This is a genomic window from Pseudomonas sp. R11F, from assembly GCF_050312575.1.
Classification (GTDB): domain Bacteria; phylum Pseudomonadota; class Gammaproteobacteria; order Pseudomonadales; family Pseudomonadaceae; genus Aquipseudomonas; species Aquipseudomonas palleroniana.
This window is the reverse complement of sequence record NZ_JBNPJU010000077.1, coordinates 154,598-173,009: the sequence shown is the minus strand read 5'-3', so window position 1 is coordinate 173,009 and position 18,412 is coordinate 154,598. Positions and strand designations below refer to the sequence as shown.

Sequence of the window (18,412 nt, the reverse complement as noted above, 5' to 3'; positions counted from 1 at the left end):
GTGTGGACAAACTAAGGGAAGTGGCTTTAAAAAAGCCGTGCTCATTTATCTTCATCATGGCTTTTGTGGTCTTGGCGGTATTGCAGTACAAGCCTGCGGTACTCAACTACACCACGCGCTTTGTCGATTTTGCCGAATATATGCTGCAGTACGGCGTCACCCTGTTTCCTATTGCGGATGATCTGCAGCCCTATCCTGACTATACGGTCTTCAATACATTACTTGTCTATCTGGTCTCCCTGCCATTTGGGCGCATCTCGATTCTTTCGATGGGCGTTCCCTTTTGTATAGCCGCCGCCTTGATGCTGGTGTTCATTTACAAGTTGGGAGCACTGCATGAAAAGAAATGGGGTGCATACGGTGTCGTGTTTGCGCTGTTCACCTGGTCTTTCCTGGACGGTGTGAATTCCTTGGCGCTGGATGTCTACCCGGCACTGTTTACGGTGATGTGTTTTTACCTGGCTTATACGGGAGAGATGTACAAGCAACGTTTGCGCTTGCTGCTGGTTCTCGCGGTTCTTGCGCTGGGCTTCGCATTTCGTGGCCCGATTGGCCTGATTGGTCCGGCCAGTGTGGTCGCCTCTTACTATCTGCTGAGCCGGCAGTGGCGCATGCTGGTGGTGTTTTCCTTGCTGGCTGGCGTGGTGCTGGCCTTGGGGGTTGCCATACTCGCGTGGGCGGCCTATTTACAAGGCGGCGAGGCTTTCCTGCATGAGGTGCTGGTCATGCAGGGACTGGGACGCTTTGGCAGTGATCACGCTCCCCGTTATTACTTCTATTTTTCGGCGGGCCTGTTGACCTACGGCGTCACCGCTTTAATTGCAGTGGGCGTCATTATCAAGAAGGGCAAGCAGTTTTTTGCCGATACACCTCACCCGTCGACAGACATGCTGCTGTATCTCACCGGCTGGTTCCTGGTGGTGCTCGTGCTGTTCACGATCCCCAGTTCGAAGAAGGCGCGTTATATACTTTCAATTACGCCTGCTATTTCATTGTTGGCCGCTTATATTTTTGTAGAACGTAGCCAGCTATTTGCAAAGACGCGACAAAAGTTGTTGAAGTTCTGCTTGAACTTGCCGGCGATCGGGCTGGGCCTGTTGTTGCTGGCTTGGGTTCATGGTTTGTATGCCCAGACGCCCCTTCATCCCAATTACCTCGGTGCGTCCGTTGGCTTGATTGCCCTCGCTGCACTTCGGCCCTGGATGGAGTCGCGCCTGCGCACCTACCCACATCGCGAGTTCGTGGTTTTCTGCTTTGGTGCCGCCGCCTTCCTCCTGCTGGATTTGTTTTTCTTTAATTCCATTACTTACCATTTGGAGTTGGCCAATGAGCCGACTCCCAAATTCCTGCCTTATTGGTTTTGGTAAGGCATGCCGTCAGCGGTGCATGAGGCTATCCGCAGGGCCGGCCTTGTGCCTGGAGCGCTTGAAGGCTCCCGCTGCGGCAATGTTGAGTAACCGGCGAAAGTTCGGGCATTGCGCGTGGTTGGGGGCGGGGCATGTGGCGGCATGCCGCAAGCCCTTGCTCATGGCCTGCAGTTGCTTGACCGTCGCATCAAGCTCATCGGCCTTGGCCAACAGCACCGCTCTGTCCACGGTCACCTGACCACTGGCGGGCAGCATGGCCTGTATCTCGTCCAGTGAGAGGCCTCCCGCTTGCCCGAGTGCAATCACCGCCAATTGCTCGACCACTGCTGCGGCAAACTGGCGGCGAGCGCCGGGTGGGCTGATTGCCGTGATCAAGCCTTTCTTCTCATAGAAACGCAAGGTGTGGGCAGGAATGCCCGTGCGCTTGACGACCTCAGTGATATCCATTGATAGACCATTGACTTGAAGTTGACTTCAACTTCTATGATGCCTGCGCATGTTTAATCGGTCCATGGACAAGAGGTGGATATGGCATCGCTGGAGATGGCTGCACAGGTTGTTTTGTTGGGCGCCGGGGCTACGGTGGTGATGGATGTGTGGATGTTGATCCTGAAAGCCCTTGGCGTTCCAACGCTGAATTTCGCGCTGGTTGGACGCTGGGTCGGGCATGCCTGCCGAGGGCAGTTCGCTCATCGCAGCATTGGGCAAGCGATGCCCGTGCGAGGTGAAGTCGTTTTGGGCTGGATTGCGCACTACGTCACGGGCGTTGTGTTTGCGGTGTTGCTGGTGTGGATTCAAGGTGTTGACTGGCTGCAGCAACCCACCTTCCTGCCGGCACTCGCGTGGGGCGTGGTCACAGTGGCTGTACCACTGTGTGTGATACAGCCCGCCATGGGGGCGGGATTCGCATCCTCCAGGACGCCGACGCCGGGCAAGAACCGCCTGCGCAGTTTGATCAGCCATGCCGTGTTCGGCGTGGGCCTCTACCTGGCCGGGGTCGCGATTAGCTGGGCCTAGAGGGGCACCCAATGCAATCGCGGCCAATGTCGTAGCGTCGCCCCTGTGGCTTTTTTCAGCCCTGAGGCTGCACAAAGTCTTCTTCGAAGTGCTCGTGTTCACCTCGTGTATCACCCTGACGACGCAGCACTTCCATCTGGCGCAGTTCCACGCGGCGGATCTTGCCGGAAATGGTCTTGGGCAGCTCGCTGACGAACTCGATACGCCGCACCCGCTTGTAGGGTGCCAATTGTTCACGGGCGAAAGCCAGGATGTGGCGGGCCAACTCGGCGTCGCCGACGCTGTCATGGGCCAGGATCAGGAATGCCTTGGGCACGGCCAGGCGCAACGGGTCGGGGCTCGGCACCACGGCCACTTCCATCACGGCCGGGTGTTCGATCAGTGCGCTTTCCAGTTCGAAAGGGCTGATGCGATAGTCGGAGGCTTTGAACACATCGTCGGCGCGCCCCACGAACGTGATGTAACCGTCGGCGTCGATCTGTGCGGTGTCGCCGGTGCGGTAGTAGCCGTCGCGCATCACTTCTGCGGTTTTTTCCGGGCTGTCTTCGTAGCCGAGCATCAAGCCGAGCGGGCGTACCGCCAGGGGCAAGGCGACTTCTCCCTCGGTGCCGGGCCGGCCGTCGGGATCGAGCAGCGCCACTTGGTAACCCGGTAATGGGCGGCCCATGGAGCCTGGCTTGAGCACCTGGCCGGGTGTGTTGCCCACCAGGGCGGTGGTTTCCGATTGGCCAAAACCGTCGCGCAGCGGCAGCCCCCAGGCCAGCTGGATCTGCTCGATGATTTCCGGGTTCAGCGGCTCACCGGCGCCCACCAGTTCACGCAGGTTCAGGCGTGGCTTGTAGGAGGCCAGGTCTTCCTGGATCAGCATGCGCCACACCGTGGGCGGTGCGCACAGGCTGGTCACGCCGTAGCGTTCCAGTGCACCGAGCAAGGCCGGTGCGCTGAACCGCGCCACGTTATGGATAAAGATGCAGGCACCGGCATTCCAGGGGGCGAAGAGGCAGCTCCAGGCATGCTTGGCCCAGCCCGGCGAGGAAATATTCAGGTGCAGGTCGCCCGGCTGCAGGCCGATCCAGTACATAGTCGACAGGTGGCCCACCGGATAGCTCTGGTGACTGTGCAACACCATTTTGGGTTTCGAGGTGGTGCCGGAGGTGAAGTACAGCAGCATCGGGTCGATGGCCTGGGTGCTGCCGTCGGCTTGGAACGCCTCGGGATATTCGAAGGCGGCACTGTGGGCGACCCAACCGGAGGGTGGCGAGCCGACACAAATACGATTACAGCCGTCAGCCAGGCCGGTGAACTTGCTGATATGTGCCTGGCCGACCACCAGATGGCGTACTTGCCCGCGCTCGATGCGGTCGCGCAGGTCATCGGGGTTCAACAGCGCCGTGGCGGGGATGACCACGGCGCCGAGCTTGAAGGCGGCGAGCATGGTTTCCCACAGCGCCACATCATTGCCGAGCATCAACAGGATGCGCTCACCACGCCGCACTCCGAGGGCACGCAGGTGGTTGGCGACCTGGTTGGAGCGTGCCGACAGTTGCTGGAAGCTGTAGCGCTGCTCACTGCCGTCTTCTTCGACGATCCACAGTGCATCGGCCGAATTGCCCTCAGCCATGGCATCGAAGTAATCCAAGGCCCAGTTGAATGCGTCCAGCTGCGGCCAGCGGAAATCGCGGACGGCGGTGGCGTAGTCAGTGCGGTGAGCGAGGAGAAAATCCCGAGCGGCCAGGAAGGGCTGGGTCATGGTGGCTGTCCTTAATTATTGTTGTGGGGACTGGCCCCCGGCGCGACCGGGTGGCTGAGCCGAGTATAGGCACGCATAAATCAGAGCAGAACGCTCAAAAACACCACTGCGTTGTGCAAAAAAGTCATGGGGGGCGGCAACATCGAGGTGTGATTGACGGTTAATACATAAAAGTCCAGTATGGAATTATAAGTATAAAAAAGTAGCGTCACCTCGTTCTTCACGCTTGCCAAACCAACAACAACTTGCGAGAACACGACCATGAAGAAACGCGCGCTCATCACAGCCTTGACCTTGGGTTTGATCGCCTCCAGCCATCTGCTGGCCGCCGAGAAAACCCTGCGCATCGGCATTGAAGCGGCCTATCCACCGTTCGCTTCCAAGACCCAGGAAGGCAAGATCGTCGGGTTCGACTACGACATCGGCAACGCGTTATGCGCGCAGATGCAAGCCAAGTGCGTGTGGGTAGAGGGTGAGTTCGACGGGCTGATTCCTTCCCTCAAGGTGAAGAAAATCGACATGGCCTTGTCGTCCATGACCATCAACGAAGACCGCAGGAAGTCGGTGGATTTCACCCACAAGTATTACTTCACCGGCTCGCGGCTGGTGATGAAGGAGGGAGCGGTGGTGGACGATCAGTACGCGAGCCTCAAGGGCAAGACCGTCGGCGTGCAACGCGCCACGACCACCGACCGCTATGCCACCGAGGTGTTCGAGCCCCAAGGGATCAACGTCAAGCGCTACAGCAACAATGAAGAGATCTACATGGACCTGGCCGCAGGCCGCCTGGATGCGATTTTCGCCGACACCATCCCCCTCAGGGACTTCCTGTCGATGCCGCGTGGCAAGGGCTATGCCTTTGTCGGCCCGGAGCTAAAGGACCCCAAGTACGTGGGCGAGGGCGCCGGTATTGCGGTGCGCAAGGGCAACACGGCGTTGGTCAGTGAGCTGAACGCCGCGATTGACGGCATCCGCGCGAGCGGCGAGTACCAGAAGATTTCCCAGCAGTACTTCAAGTCCGACATCTACGGCGATTGATAACCCTAGTCCCAACTGCAGGCTTGTCCTAATGTCTGTCAGCTAAGCGATAGAGCAGACGATGGATAACCTGTGGGAGGGAGCAAGCCCCCTCCCACCGTGACAGCGTTAAGCCTTAACTGACTGGCATCAGGCCAAGCCCGCTCACTACAACTTCAGTTCTTTCAGGTGTTTGTAGACGGTCGCCCGGCCCATACCCAGCACATTGGCCACATAGTTGGAGGCACTCTTGCCCTTGAATGCGCCCTCGGCATGCAGCGCCAGTACCAGTTCGCGTTTGTGGTCACGGGTCAGCAGGTTCAGGCTCAGTTGGCGTTCACGCATCCAGGCGTGCAGGAACGTGTTGATGCGTTCCTGCCAGTCATCGCGAAACAGCGAGTCCGGCTGGGGGATCAGCTTGCTGGGCGACAGGAACAGGTCCAGCGCCGCCTTGGCGTTTTCGAACAGTGAAATATTCAGATTGATGCACAGTACCGCGAGGCGATGGCCCTGGTGGTCGTGCAACACGGTACTCAGGCTACGAATTTTCTGACCGTCCCAATTGAGCTTTTCGTAAGGGCCGATATTCACTTCGCTGACGTCATCGCTGAGCATGTCCTCCAGCGAGGAGTCATCGCCAATGGCCCGTTTCGACAGGTTATTGGCGATGTAGTCGACGGTTTGCGTGCGCAAGTCATGCAGCACCACTTCCGCATGGGGAAAGAACAACGTGGCGATCGCATCGGCGATCGCACGGAAGTTCTGCATGACCTTGTCGTGTTCAGCGGTGTTCATCAATGGGGCTCCAGGCGGACGGGGGAGAGCATACCAGCGTCCAGGCCGAACCGCGTCAGGTGCTCGGGCAATGGGGCGCCGCGTGCCAGGGCGGCGCTGGCCTGGCCCATGGCGGGCGAGGTCTGGATGCCATAGCCGCCTTGCGCCGCGACCCAGAACAGCCCGGGCACGCGGGTATCGAAGCCCGACAGCAAATCACCATCCGGCACAAAGCTGCGCAGGCCGGCCCAGGTGCGGGTGGGGCGGCGGATGGTCAGGGTGGTGGCTTCTTCGATCTGGTAGATGCCCATGGCGATGTCCAGCTCTTCGGGCTGCACATCCTGGGGTTCCACCGGGTCGGCATTGGCCGGTGAACCGAGGAACATGCCGGCATCGGGCTTGATGTAGAAGGCTTCGTCGAGGGCCACCAGCATCGGCCAGGCATGGCTGTCGACACCCTCAGGCCCGGCGAAGATAAACGCCGAGCGGCGCTTGGGTTGCAGGCCGATGGACGCGGCGCCCGCCAACGCGCCGATGTGATCGGCCCAGGCCCCGGCGGCATTGATGATAACCGGGGCAGTGAAGGTCGAGTGCTGGGTACGCACCTGCCACAGGCCGTCGGCATCGCGGCTCAGGTCCAGCACGTGGCTGTCGGTGTGCACTTCGCCCTGATTGCGGCGGATGCCGCGCAAATAGCCTTGGTGCAGGGCGTCGGTGTCGATGTCGCTGGCCGTCGGATCATAGATCGCACCATGGACTTTTTCGCGGCGCAGGATCGGCAAGCGTGCGCAAGCCTCGTCGGCACTCAACTGTTCGACCTGCGGCACCGTGGCCTTGGCGCTCAGGTATTGGGCGTTCAATTCGGCGGGGTCATTGTTGAAGTCGACGGTCAACTCACCCCGTGGCGTGAGCAACGGGTGCTCACAGAAACCTGCGGGCGGGTTATCGAAAAACGCCCGGCTGGCCAGGGTCAGGGCACGCACTTGCGACGTACCATAAGCGGCGGTGTAGAGCGCCGCCGAGCGCCCGGTGGAGTGATAGGCCGGGTGGTTTTCGCGCTCCAGCACCAACACCTTGCCGTGCGGCGACAGCCAGAAACCGGTGGACGCACCCGCAATGCCGCCGCCGATGATGATGAAGTCTGCATGGCTCATGAACATCTCCTTGAATGGGATTCAGCGCTGGATCTGGTAGAGGGCATTGGCCAGTGCCACGTCTTCCAGGCCCAGCCCGATGGAACGGAAAAAAACGTGGCGATCGTAGCTCGGAGGCTGTGCCCTGTCGCTGAGCAACTCGGGCAGGTCGCCGACCACGGCGCGTTTATCCCAGCCGTGCTGCTCGGCAGCAATCAGCATTTCACCGGCCGCGTCCGGCGTGGTCTGGCGATAGTCGCAGAATACATGCATGGCGTTCAGGCACTGGGGCGGTACTTCATGGGCACGCGGGGCGTTGGTGCTGATGGAGGTGATCAGCGCCGGTTTACCGAGGTGCGAGGGATCGATCACCGGACCGGCCGACGAGGTGCACAGCAGGATAACGTCGGTGTCTTGCAGGGCCTCGTCGCAGGATCGGGCCAGGCTCAGGCGCGGGTCCAGCGCCTTGAGTTGCGTGAGGGTTTCAACACTGGCACTGCCAAGGCTTGGCGAATACAGGCGGATGCTTTGCCAGCCGCGCAGGTGCTGCACGTAGTGCAGGTGCGCCTGGGCGACCTTGCCGCTGCCGATAATCGCCAGGCGTCGGGCTGCCACGGGCGCCAGGGCATCCACGGCCAGTGCTGTCGTGGCGGCGGTGCGGGCGGTGGTCAGTTCTGCCGCGTCGCACAGCAGCAGCGGCTGCCCGGTGTGCATCGACATCAGCAATGTCCAAGCCGTCACCAATGGCCCTTGCTCGCGCACGATATACGGCGAAGTCTTGACGCCGTACACCGCGTCGGCGGCCAGCACGCCCAGGTAATTGATGAAGTCACCCGCGCCGTGCGGGAACTCTACCCACTGTTGCGCGGGCTGCACCGCTTGCCCGGCGTCCAGGTCGCGAAACAGCTGGTGCAGGATGTGCGGCACATCGACTTGTGCGAGCAGTTCACGGGCCTGGCCCTGGTTGATCACGAGAGGCGTGCTGGACATGGATATCTCCGCATAAACTATTTTGTCCATTATGGACTTTTAGTTATGCCTGGCAATATCCGCACGAAAAAAGCGTTGCGAACGTTACGTCGCCAGCCACACCGTGACACACAACCCCCGCTGCTGCGCCTCATCGGTAAACCCCAGCTGCACCCGCGCCCCGGTGCGCTCGGCAATCGCCTTGACGATCGACAGGCCCAACCCGGAGCCGGCCTCCTCAGTGCCCAGGCTGCGATAGAACGGGTCGAACACCCGCGCTTGTTCTTCCACGGTGATACCGGGCCCCGAATCCTTGATTTGCAACTGGACCGCGCCAGGCATCGCCACCACCGACAGGTCGATCCGTCCGCCCAAGGGGGTATAGCGGATGGCGTTATCGACCAGGTTTTTCACCAGGGTGAACAGATCCATCGCGTTGAACATCACCGGCACGTCCACGGCGCTGTCGACACCGATATCGATCTGCTTGGCCTCGGCCAATGGCAGTAGATCCTCCAGCACCTGCCGATACACGTCATGCACGGACAGTTGGGTGGGCGCCCGATCCGCCGCCGATTGCGCCGCTGCCAGGCTCAGCAGTTGGTCGATCAGTTTGCGGCCACGCTCGATGCCCCGGGACAACGGCAAGAACCGTTCGCGGGTGATCGGCGACATGTCGGTGGCGGCCAGTCGGTCGGCCTGCAGCGACAGGGCGGTCATGGGTGAGCGCAGTTCATGGGCGGCATCGGCGACAAAGCGGCGCTGGCTGTCCATGGACTGTGCGACACGGCCCAGCAGACGGTTGATCGCCACCACGAACGGGCGCACTTCGGTCGGTAGATGCTGCTCATCAATCGGGTGCAATGCCTGCTCGGCACGCTGGTCGATCTCCGCTGCCAGTACCCCGATCGGGCGGAACAGCTTGCGCACCAGGTCGCCCACTACCAACAACAGCACTGGAAACAAAATCAGAAACGGCAGCAGACTGCGCCATGCGCTTTCGCGGGCATCCTTGTCGCGTGCATCCTGCTCCTGGGCCACGGCAATGCGCTCGCCTTTGGAGGTGGTGCGCACCAGCACACGGAAGGCTTCGCCGGCCACCTCGACCGTGGACAGGCCATCGGTGAGCGTGGTGGGAAAGGGCAGGGGCAGCGCCTCATCGGTGGTGCCTGTTGAGTGCCGGCTGTCACCCAGGTACTGGATGATCACCCGGGACTCTTCGTCATCCCCCTCGATGGCCTTGCCTTGCGGGTAGTTCAGGCTCATCTGCTGGCGGTCGAACAGCATGGCGACCTGGCGCAGGGTGTCGTCCTGTTGTTCGTGGGTTTCTTCAAAAGCGGAGACGAAGGCAAACACACTGGCCACCAGCGCCACCAACAGAATCGCCAGGGACAGGGTCACCGATAACCGCAGTTGAACCGACTCACTCAAACGTTTTTTGAAACCATCCATCCCATGCCCCTGACGTTCTTGATCACGTGAGTGCCTAACTTGCGCCGCAAGGCGTGAATCAAGAACTCGATGGCGTTGCTTTCCACCTCGTTGCCCCAGCCATACAAGCGATCTTCCAGTTCACTGCGCGAGAGGATCGCTCCCGGGCGGATCAACAAGGCTTGCAACAGCGCGAACTCGCGGCTGGAGAGTGCCACGCCAGGTTGTTCCGCGCTGCTGGCTTCTTTGGAGAGCAGGTCCAGCGAGACCACCCCGTTGCTGAGCAAGGATGAGGCGCTGCCGCCTTTACGGCGCAGCACGGCGCGCATGCGGGCCAGCAGTTCGGGCATGTCGAAGGGCTTGAGCAAGTAGTCGTCGGCACCGCCGTCGAGCCCCCGCAGGCGGTCGTCGAGGCTGTCGCGGGCGGTGATGATCAGCAGCGGCACCGGGTTGTTGCGGCTGCGAAGGGTCTCCAGCACTTGCAAGCCATCCTTGCCGGGCAGGCCCAGGTCCAACAGCACCAGGTCGTAGGGATGGGTGTCGAGGGCGGCCAGGGCCGTGACACCATTGTTGACCCAGTCGGCGGCATAGCTCGCATCGCTGAGCGCGCGCTGGATGGCATCGCCAATCATCGGGTCGTCCTCGACCAGCAGTATCCGCATGTTTCTCTCCACGCAAAAAAAACGCGGCGAAAGGATCGCCGCGTGTGTATTGAAGCACCTGTGCCGAACCGCGTCAGCCTTTCATCGAGTCGAAGGTCTTGAGCAGGTCATCCATCGAGGCCTTGCAGGTGGCCTGGTTCGGGTTGCCGTCACGCAAGTCCGAAAGGGCACGGTCGATGGCTTTGTCCAGCACATGCCAGTCGTTCGCGGCCCGTGGCTTGATGCCGGCTTCGGCGGCGTCCCAACTGGTTTCCAGGTCCTTGATACGGGCCTTGGCGCCGGGCAGGTCATGCTTGGCGACCCGTGCGGACACATCTGCCGCGATGCTGCGGAATTCGGACAGGTCACCCAGTTTCGAGGCGTGGGCCTGGCTGCTGGTCGGGTTGGCGTCGGCGGCGTCCTTGGGCTTGTCGGCTGGTTTCGAGCAGCCCGTGGCCAGGGCCAGCATAAAGATGGCCGAGGCGATGGCGACGCGGCGAAGCAGGTTTTGAGCGATGCGCATGAGGATTTCCTTGATAGCAGAGATTATTGAGTGATGACTTTGCGGTTGCCGACGCTGATTTGCGCGACCGCCACCAGCAGTACGATGACGCAGAGGAACAGCGCGCTGGTCCAACTGGCGCCCATGCCCAGGCCGCCGTAGGTCTTGGCTTGGGTGAGCAGGTCGCCGAGGGAGGCGCCGAACGGCCGAGTGAGGATGTAGGCGACCCAGAAGGTCAGCACGCTGTTGACGCCCAGGCGCCAGGCCACCAGGGCAATCGCGATCAGACCGGCGAAGATCACTGCACCGAGGGTGAAGCCCAGGCCCAGCGCTTCGGTGGCGAGGTCCCCGGCGGCGGTGCCCAGGGCGAAGGTGCACAGCACCGTGGTCCAATAGAACCACTCACGCCGTGGGGTCACGATGTCGCGGATCGACAGGCTGCGTTCCGTGCGGAACCAGACGATGAAGTTGAGGGCGAGCAATACCGAAAAAATCGCCGTGCTGGCGTACAGGCTCACGTCGAGTTTATCGGTAAGGATATCGGTGATCTGTGTGCCGACGATGCTTACCAGCACCACGGTCAGCCAGTAGATCCAAGGCGTGTAGGCTTTGGTGCGCATCTGGCAGAACAACGCCACCGCCAGCAGCGCGGCCATGCCGATGCTGGTCCAGCCGGCGCCGAAACCGGCATTGACGGCGAGGTAATCCGCGCCGGTTTCGCCCACGGTGGTGGACAAGATCTTGATCACCCAGAATGACAGCGTCACCTCGGGTACTTTGTTCAGCCAGCGGGCTGCTGTGGCATTCATGGGTTAGTTCTCCTTGACTGCGCTGTGGTTGGCGCAGGGGAGAAGGTAAGCCCCGAAACTTAGCTGAGACTGAGCGCCGCGTCTTTTTTCAGGATATGTGCCATGCCGATCGTGGTGAGGTGCACCTCAGTGCCGGTCGGCGGCGCCTGCAAGCCCGAACTGCGCACCAAAATCGCCTGGCCCGGTTCGTCCTCTTCGGGGTGCAATACCACGGTCAGGGTGCAGGTATTGCCGCCGAATTCGCGCTCGGTCACCACGCCACGGCAACCGGCATCACCGCTGGTGCTCAACTGCAGCTGCTCCGGGCGCAGCATGATCCGTGTGGTGTCGTGCAGGGACGGGTTGTCGACCGGTACGCGCCCCAGGCCGCAATGCGCCCAGCCGCCTTCGACCCTGGCGGGCAGCACCACCGCTTCACCGAGGAACAACGCGGTTTGCTCATCGACCGGGTATTGGTACAGGTCCATCGGGTGGCCCGATTGCACCAGGCGGCCCTGGCGCATCACCGCCAGTTGGTCGGCAAACGACAGCGCCTCACTTTGGTCGTGGGTCACCAGGATTGTGGTGATGCCCGCGTCGCTCAGAAGGCGTGCAACCATCTTGCGCATGGCCGAGCGCAAGCCGGTGTCCAGTGCCGAAAACGGCTCGTCCAGCAGCATCAGCCGTGGCTGTTGCGCCAATGCACGGGCCAGGGCAACACGCTGCTGCTGGCCGCCGGACAACTCGTGGGGCCAGCGCCGGGCCATGTTGGCGTCCAGGGCCACGCTGTCCATCAGCTCGGCGATGCGGGTGTCGCGGGCCTCACCTTTGGTCGCCAGGCCGAAGCCGATGTTGTCGGCCACGGTCATGTGCGGGAACAGCGCGCCGTCTTGCGGCACGTAGCCGATCTGGCGCTGGTGCGCCGGTACGGCGTGGGTGGCGTCCACCAGGGTCTGGCCGTTGAGGGTCAGGCGGCCGGTGTCGGGGAATTCAAAGCCTGCGATCATGCGCAGCAAGGTGGTCTTGCCGGAGCCGGACGGCCCGACGATCACTGTGCGGCTGCCCGTGGGCACCGACAGACTGACGTCCGCCAGGGCACGCTGGGTGCCGAAGGTCTTGCAGAGGGCGTGGAGTTCGAGGGCGTTCATCGGCCTGCCGTGCGTTTGGATTGGTGGTAGAGAAGGCCGGTCAACGGCAGTGAGAGCAGGATCATGATCAGCGCATAGGGCGCCGCGGCGGCGTAATCGATTTCGCTGGTCATTGCCCAGAACCCGGTGGCCAGGGTGCGCGTGCCGTTGGGGGCCAACAACAGCGTCGCCGTCAGTTCATTGGTGATCGCCAGGAACACCAACGCGGCCCCTGCAGCGGCGGCGGGAGCGGCCAGGCGCATGGTGATCAGCCACAACGCGCGGCCCGGCGAACGGCCGAGGCTGCGTGCCATGTTTTCCAGCTCTACCGGCGCCTGGGCGATACCGGCGCGCAGACTCACCAGCGCCCGTGGCAGGAACATCAGCAAGTAGGCGAGCAGCACGGTGATCGTGGTCTGGTAGATCGGTCGGGCGAAGTGGATGGTCACCGTGACCAGGGCCAGCGCGACGACGATACCCGGCAGCGAGCTGGTGATGTAATTGCAGCCCTCCAGCATGCGCTGCAAGCGCCCCGGCGCACGGATCGACAGCCACGCGATCGGTACCGCCGCGCACGTGGTCAACAGCGCCCCGGCAATCCCCAGCAGCACGGTCTGTTCCAGTGCCGGCAACAGTTCGCCGAGCTGCCAGACCTCGCTGCCACCGGCGATCAGCCATTTGCCCAGGGTGACCAGCGGAACGCCCAGGGCCAGTGCGCAGGTGGCGACTTGCAAGGCCAGGGCGAGCAGGGTGGTGGTCGCGCCCAGTGTGACGGTGCGCTGTTCGCGGGCGCTGCCGGAACCGACCCGCGCATAGCGCGCATGCCCGCGTGCGGCGGATTCGACGGTCAGCATCGCCAGGCAGCACAACGCCAACACCGCAGCCAGCATGTTCGCCGCCGGGCCGTTAAAGGTGGATTTGAACTGATCGAAAATGGCCGTGGTGAAGGTGTCGAAGCGGATCATCGCGTACAGGCCATATTCGGCCAACAGGTGCAGGCCCACCAGCAGCGCGCCGCCGCAGATCGCCAGGCGCAGTTGTGGCAGCACCACCCGCCAAAACACCGCCCAGGGCTTGAGACCCATGGACTCGGCCACGTCTTCGATGGCCGGATCAAGCCGGCGCAACGTCGCCGCCACCGGCAAATACAAAAACGGGAAGTAGGCAATCACCGACACCAGCACGCCCGCCGGCAAGCCGTGGATCGACGGCACCAGGCTGACCCAGGCGTAACTGTGCACAAACGCCGGCACCGCCAGCGGCGCCACGGCCAACAACGACCAGGCGCGCCGCCCCGGCAGGTTGCTGCGCTCGGTCAGCCATGCCAGCGCAATGCCCAGCGCCATGCACAACGGTAAGGTGAACAGCACCAGCAATACGGTGTTGAGCAACAGTTCGCCCACACGCGGGCGCCACACCAGCGCTTCGATCTGCGCCCAGCCAATTTGCCACGACACGCCGATCACAAACGCGATCGGCAGCAGGGCCAGCAGCGAAACCAGTACCGACAAACTGGTGACCCACGTGCCGCCACGGCTTTTGAACAGGCCGTGGAAGCGTTTGCGCGGCGACGCGTGGGCGATGCCGGTCAGGGAAGGTTCAGGCAACAATCAGAGCAGTCCGGCCTGGGTCATCAGCTCGACCGCTTTTTTGCTGTTGAGCTTGGACGCGTCGACTTTCGGTGCATCCAATTGCGCCAGCGGGGTCAGCTTGGGGTTGGACTGGGCGTTCAGGCCCACCGCGTATTCGAACGAGTTGCCGTCCTTGAGAATCGCCTGGCCGTCTTTGCCGGTGATCCACTTCAGGAAGGCTTGGGCCTGTTCTTTATGTTTGCTGGAGGCCAATACGCCGCCACCGGAGATGCTCACGAACGCGCCCGGATCCTGATGCTTGAAGTAGTGCAACTGGGTGTTCTTGCTGTTTTCGCCGGTCTTGGACTGATCGACGAAGCTGTAATAGTGATAGATCACGCCGCTGTCGACCTGGCCAGCGTTGACGGCTTTGAGCACGGCGCTGTTGCCACGGTAGATGCTCGCGTTGGCCTTCATTGCCTTGAGCCAGTCGAGGGTGGCGGCTTCGCCCTTGAGTTCCAGCACGGCGGCGACGATGGCCTGGAAGTCGGCACCGGCCGGCGAGGCGGCCCAACGGCCTTTCCAGCTTGGCGAGGCCAGGTCCATCAGCGATTTGGGCAGGTCGGCGTCTTTCAGTTTGCTCGGGTTGTACACAAACACCGTGGAGCGTGCGGCAATCCCCAGCCATTTGCCGTGAGCCGGACGGTAGGCAGGATCAACCTGTTCCAGGGTGGCGGGTGCGACCGGCGCGAACAGGCCGGCGTTGTCCACCAGGACCATGGCCGGGGAGTTTTCGGTGAGGAACACATCCGCCGGGGAGGCGGCGCCTTCCTGCACGATCTGGTTGCCCATCTCCGTGTCATCGCCATTGCGGATCGTCACCGGAATCCCGGTTTCCTGGGTGAAGCCTTCGACCCAGGCCTTGGTGAGGCTTTCGTGCTGGGCGTTGTACACCACCAGGCCGACCGGTTCACTGGCGGCGTACACGTGCCCGGCGCTGACCAAGGCAGTGGCAAGCAGGGCTTTTTTGACGAACGAGGGAAGGCGGCTGGTCATGCGGTGAAAGCTCCGGGTTTTTATGGCTGCACGGGAGATCCGCGAGTGGTGTTCGAGATTAAACCAATAGGAATCATTTGCATATTGAAGCGCGGCGAATGTAGGGCCGGGAATGAGAAAAAAACGTCAAAAAAACGTGATAAATATCGTCGGGCGCAGCGCTCAAAACCAATGAGGGAGGTAGCCTCATTCCCGTCAGTCAAGAATATCCGCCCCGACCCGGCCTTGTAGTGAGCGGGCTCGCCCCACGCTGGGTGGCGCAGCCGCCCTAATCCAGGCACCGCGTTTTTTCTGAAACACCACGGCGTCCTTATTGGGGCGGCTTCGCCACCCAGCGCGGGGCAAGCCCGCTCACTACAGATGGGGGCCACAGGGGGCTAGAGCGTCTTGGCGGTAGTCTTGCCTACCAATTCCACCCGGCACCCAGGCTGCGCATCGCTGACCGTCAGTTGCATGTCATGCAGCCGCGCCACCGCCGCCACCATGCTCAACCCCAGCCCATTGCCCGGTGTGTGCCGGCTCGCTTCGGCGCGATACAAGCGGCGTAGTACCGCCTGGCGCTCGGCTTCGGGAATGCCGGGGCCGTTGTCGGTCACGTGAATGCCGGTCCAGGCCGCATCGGCAATCACGCTCAGCCGCACCTGGCTGTTCCCGGGTGAAAACTTGATGGCGTTATCCAGCAAATTGCACAGCGCATCGAATAACAGTTGCGCATCACCGGCGATGATCACCGGGGCGTCGTGGGTGTCGACGCTGAGGACCGTGCCACGCTCTTCGGCCAGCGGCTCGTAAAGCTCGGCGGCGTCGGCGGCGATCAGGTTGAGGTCGACCGGGGCGAAGTGGCTGCGCCGGGCGCTGTTTTCGATTTCAGAGATGCGCAGCAATGCCTTGAAGGTCAGCAGCAACCCCTTGGCCTCGCTCAGCGCGGCGTCCACGCTGGCGGCATAGTCGGCGGGGGCCATGTCACGGCGTTGTGCACGCTCAAGGCCGGCGATCAGGCGGGTCAAAGGGGTGCGCAGGTCATGGGCGATGTCATCGCACACGCCTTTGACCTCACTCATCAAGCGCTCCAACTCATCGAGCATGCCGTTGACCACCTGGGCCAGGCGGTCGATGTCGTCGTTGTTGCCGCGTACCGGCAGGCGGCCGCTCAGGTCGCCTTCGATAATGCCTGTGATCGAACGGCTGACCTTGTCCAGGCGACGATGGGCCAGGTAGCCCAGCCCTACCGCGCCCACCAGTCCGACCAGCAGCAACAGCAGCCCGCCGGAGATCAGTGCATTGATCAGCAGTTCGTCGAATTCGCGGATGTCATGCACATCCTGGGCAACCAGCAGCAGCTTGCCGTCATCCAGTCGATGCACGATAAAACGCACGGGCCGGTGGTGCCCGTTGGTTTTGAGCCAGCGAAATTCCTGGGGTTTGTCCAACGCCGTATACGCCGGCAACTGACGAATCGCGCCGGCAATGAACTGCCCCTGTGCATCGAACAGGCTGTGGGGCAGGCGGCCGTCGGTGTCTTGGGCGGCGTGTTTGCGGATTTCATGCAGGCGCAACTCGGCGTCTTGTGCACTGCGGTTTTCCACCTGGCGATACAGCGCGGTATCCGCTTCGGTTTTCAGGTAGAACGAGGTCTGCCAGTAGATATAGCCGAACAACGCCAGGAACGAGCAGCCGAACAGACCCAGAAACAAGAGCCCGGTACGAAAGCTGATGGTCCGCGGGATTTCACTCAGGCGTGCGAAGGACATAGCCGGCTCCTCGCACGGTATGGATCATCTGCCCTTCGCCGTCGCCATCGATTTTACGGCGCAGGCGGCCGATGTGCACTTCGATGACATTGGTGCGCTCGTCGTAGCGGTAATTCCACACGGCCTCGAACAGCATGGTGCGGGTGATGACCAGGCCGGCGTTGCGCATCAGGTGTTCGAGCAGGGCGTATTCGCGCGGGACCAGTTCGATGGTGCGCTCGCCACGGCGTACGGTACGGCGCAGCAGGTCGACTTCCAGGTTGGCCACGCGCAGGTGGGTTTCCGGCGCCGGGGCCACCGGTTCGGCGCGGCGGCGGTTGAGCGCGTCCAGGCGAGCGGTCAGCTCAATGAACTCGAAGGGTTTGGTCAGGTAGTCATCGCCACCGGCACGCAGTCCGCGCACGCGTTCATCCAGGGCGCTCAAGGCGCTGAGGATCAGCACCGGCGTGGTGGTGCCCGCCGCACGCAATGCAGTGAGCACGCCCAGGCCATCGAGGCCGCCGGGCAACATGCGGTCGAGCACGATCAGGTCAAACGGCTCGCTCAAGGCTTTGAGCAGGCCGTCGCGACCGTTCAGCGCCGTGGTCACGCTGAAGCCGTAGTCGATCAGCGCCAGTTCGATTTCGCGGGCGGTGGTTAAGTCGTCTTCAACGACCAGAACATGAGTCATGGCAAGAGAACCGGTCACGTCTTCAGGGCAGAGGTGGCATAGTGTGGCAAAGCCTGGAGCGGCGCCACGTTCCCGCCAGATAAATTAAAGTTTAGATTCGAGCTGGAGAGACAAGCGTGCGCATCCTTGTGGTTGAAGATGACGAGCAGACCGCCAACTACCTGCTGCGCGGTTTAAGCGAAAGCGGGCATGTGGTGGATGTGGCCGTGGACGGCACCAGCGGCCTCGGCCTGGCGCTGGAGGGCATTCACGACGTGTTGATCGTCGACCGGCGCCTGCCGGGCCTGGACGGCATTGCGCTGGTCAAGGCGCTGCGCACACGCCAGTCGCGGGTGCCGGTGTTGATGCTCAGCGCCCAATCATCAACCCGCGACAAGGTCGAGGGCCTGCAAGCGGGTTGCGATGATTACCTGTCCAAACCCTATGCGTTTGCCGAAGTGCTGGCGCGACTCGATGCGTTGCTGCGTGGCCGCGAACAATCGGGCAGAACCCTGCACGTCGGCGAGTTGCAACTTGACTGCGCCACCCGCACCGCCGTGCGCCAGGGGCGTAGCATTGCCCTGCAGCACCGCGAAGCCCTGTTGCTGGAAAAGCTCATGCGCCACAGTGGCCAGGTGGTGACCCGCGACATGTTGCTCGACAGTGCCTGGGACTATGACTTCGACCCCAACGACAACGTGATCGACAAACACATCCACCGCTTGCGGCGCAAATTGGATGAAGGCTTCGAGTACTCGCTGATCAAGACCATCCCCGGGGCCGGCTACAGTTTCCAGGTTTCTTAAACAAAAGTTTATCGACTGACGAACGCCCTGGCAGGCACCTCTCGCTATCTTCGCCGCATTCTT

At 62.1% G+C, this 18,412-nt stretch carries 18 protein-coding genes; 4 read left to right on the top strand and 14 right to left on the bottom strand.

The window, feature by feature from the left end; all coding sequences use genetic code 11:
• Window positions 1-56 precede the first annotated feature (56 nt).
• Window positions 57-1,367: an ArnT family glycosyltransferase gene (locus tag ACQRBV_RS25100; RefSeq protein ID WP_060756458.1), complete on the top strand. Its 1,311-nt coding sequence runs from the start codon at window positions 57-59 to the stop codon at window positions 1,365-1,367.
• Between the two features lie 9 nt (window positions 1,368-1,376).
• Here the strand turns inward: ACQRBV_RS25100 and ACQRBV_RS25095 are convergent, their stop codons facing one another.
• Window positions 1,377-1,814, bottom strand: coding sequence for a helix-turn-helix domain-containing protein (locus tag ACQRBV_RS25095; protein WP_411984674.1), 438 nt, complete (start codon window positions 1,812-1,814; stop codon window positions 1,377-1,379).
• 81 nt (window positions 1,815-1,895) lie between these two features.
• Here ACQRBV_RS25095 and ACQRBV_RS25090 point away from each other — a divergent pair, with 81 nt between their 5' ends.
• Window positions 1,896-2,384, top strand: a complete 489-nt coding sequence (locus ACQRBV_RS25090) for a DUF2938 domain-containing protein (RefSeq protein WP_411984673.1) — start codon at window positions 1,896-1,898, stop codon at window positions 2,382-2,384.
• A gap of 55 nt (window positions 2,385-2,439) precedes the next feature.
• Here the strand turns inward: ACQRBV_RS25090 and ACQRBV_RS25085 are convergent, their stop codons facing one another.
• Entirely contained in the window at window positions 2,440-4,134 is a 1,695-nt protein-coding gene (locus ACQRBV_RS25085) for an AMP-binding protein (protein ID WP_090371941.1), read from the bottom strand.
• 261 nt (window positions 4,135-4,395) lie between these two features.
• Between ACQRBV_RS25085 and ACQRBV_RS25080 the strand changes: the two genes are divergently transcribed.
• Window positions 4,396-5,172 carry an ABC transporter substrate-binding protein gene (locus tag ACQRBV_RS25080; protein WP_244698317.1) on the top strand — a complete coding sequence of 259 codons (777 nt, stop codon included), beginning with the start codon at window positions 4,396-4,398 and terminating at the stop codon, window positions 5,170-5,172.
• Window positions 5,173-5,319: 147 nt separating this feature from the next.
• Here the strand turns inward: ACQRBV_RS25080 and ACQRBV_RS25075 are convergent, their stop codons facing one another.
• The 12 genes from ACQRBV_RS25075 to ACQRBV_RS25020 form a co-directional block, all read right to left on the bottom strand.
• Window positions 5,320-5,946, bottom strand: coding sequence for a helix-turn-helix transcriptional regulator (locus tag ACQRBV_RS25075; protein ID WP_060755458.1), 627 nt, complete (start codon window positions 5,944-5,946; stop codon window positions 5,320-5,322).
• Window positions 5,946-7,079: an NAD(P)/FAD-dependent oxidoreductase gene (locus ACQRBV_RS25070; protein ID WP_411984672.1), complete on the bottom strand. Its 1,134-nt coding sequence runs from the start codon at window positions 7,077-7,079 to the stop codon at window positions 5,946-5,948. The genes ACQRBV_RS25075 and ACQRBV_RS25070 overlap by 1 nt, the downstream gene beginning before the upstream one ends.
• A 21-nt stretch (window positions 7,080-7,100) precedes the next feature.
• The gene (locus tag ACQRBV_RS25065) at window positions 7,101-8,048 is read right to left on the bottom strand and encodes an ornithine cyclodeaminase family protein (RefSeq protein ID WP_411984671.1); all 948 of its coding nucleotides are present in this window, start codon (window positions 8,046-8,048) and stop codon (window positions 7,101-7,103) included.
• Between the two features lie 84 nt (window positions 8,049-8,132).
• Complete coding sequence (locus ACQRBV_RS25060) at window positions 8,133-9,479, bottom strand: ATP-binding protein (RefSeq protein WP_060755455.1); 1,347 nt, start codon at window positions 9,477-9,479, stop codon at window positions 8,133-8,135.
• On the bottom strand, window positions 9,455-10,120 hold the full coding sequence (locus ACQRBV_RS25055) for a response regulator transcription factor (protein ID WP_060755454.1): 666 nt from the start codon (window positions 10,118-10,120) through the stop codon (window positions 9,455-9,457). Before ACQRBV_RS25055 ends, ACQRBV_RS25060 begins: the two co-directional genes overlap by 25 nt.
• Before the next feature lie 73 nt (window positions 10,121-10,193).
• A complete protein-coding gene (locus ACQRBV_RS25050; RefSeq protein WP_411984670.1) occupies window positions 10,194-10,622 on the bottom strand; it encodes a hypothetical protein in 429 nt (142 codons plus the stop codon).
• Window positions 10,623-10,645: 23 nt separating this feature from the next.
• Complete coding sequence (locus tag ACQRBV_RS25045) at window positions 10,646-11,410, bottom strand: COG4705 family protein (protein ID WP_411984669.1); 765 nt, start codon at window positions 11,408-11,410, stop codon at window positions 10,646-10,648.
• Window positions 11,411-11,469: 59 nt separating this feature from the next.
• Window positions 11,470-12,537, bottom strand: a complete 1,068-nt coding sequence (locus ACQRBV_RS25040; RefSeq protein WP_411984668.1) for an ABC transporter ATP-binding protein — start codon at window positions 12,535-12,537, stop codon at window positions 11,470-11,472.
• On the bottom strand, window positions 12,534-14,126 hold the full coding sequence (locus ACQRBV_RS25035) for an ABC transporter permease (RefSeq protein ID WP_411984667.1): 1,593 nt from the start codon (window positions 14,124-14,126) through the stop codon (window positions 12,534-12,536). Before ACQRBV_RS25035 ends, ACQRBV_RS25040 begins: the two co-directional genes overlap by 4 nt.
• On the bottom strand, window positions 14,127-15,143 hold the full coding sequence (locus ACQRBV_RS25030) for an iron ABC transporter substrate-binding protein (RefSeq protein WP_060755450.1): 1,017 nt from the start codon (window positions 15,141-15,143) through the stop codon (window positions 14,127-14,129).
• Between the two features lie 377 nt (window positions 15,144-15,520).
• Window positions 15,521-16,894 carry a sensor histidine kinase gene (locus tag ACQRBV_RS25025; RefSeq protein ID WP_411984666.1) on the bottom strand — a complete coding sequence of 458 codons (1,374 nt, stop codon included), beginning with the start codon at window positions 16,892-16,894 and terminating at the stop codon, window positions 15,521-15,523.
• A complete protein-coding gene (locus ACQRBV_RS25020; RefSeq protein WP_060755448.1) occupies window positions 16,872-17,564 on the bottom strand; it encodes a response regulator transcription factor in 693 nt (230 codons plus the stop codon). Before ACQRBV_RS25020 ends, ACQRBV_RS25025 begins: the two co-directional genes overlap by 23 nt.
• A 116-nt stretch (window positions 17,565-17,680) precedes the next feature.
• On the opposite strand from ACQRBV_RS25020, the gene ACQRBV_RS25015 reads away from it, so the two are divergent.
• Window positions 17,681-18,349: a response regulator transcription factor gene (locus tag ACQRBV_RS25015; protein WP_244698331.1), complete on the top strand. Its 669-nt coding sequence runs from the start codon at window positions 17,681-17,683 to the stop codon at window positions 18,347-18,349.
• Window positions 18,350-18,412 lie beyond the last annotated feature (63 nt).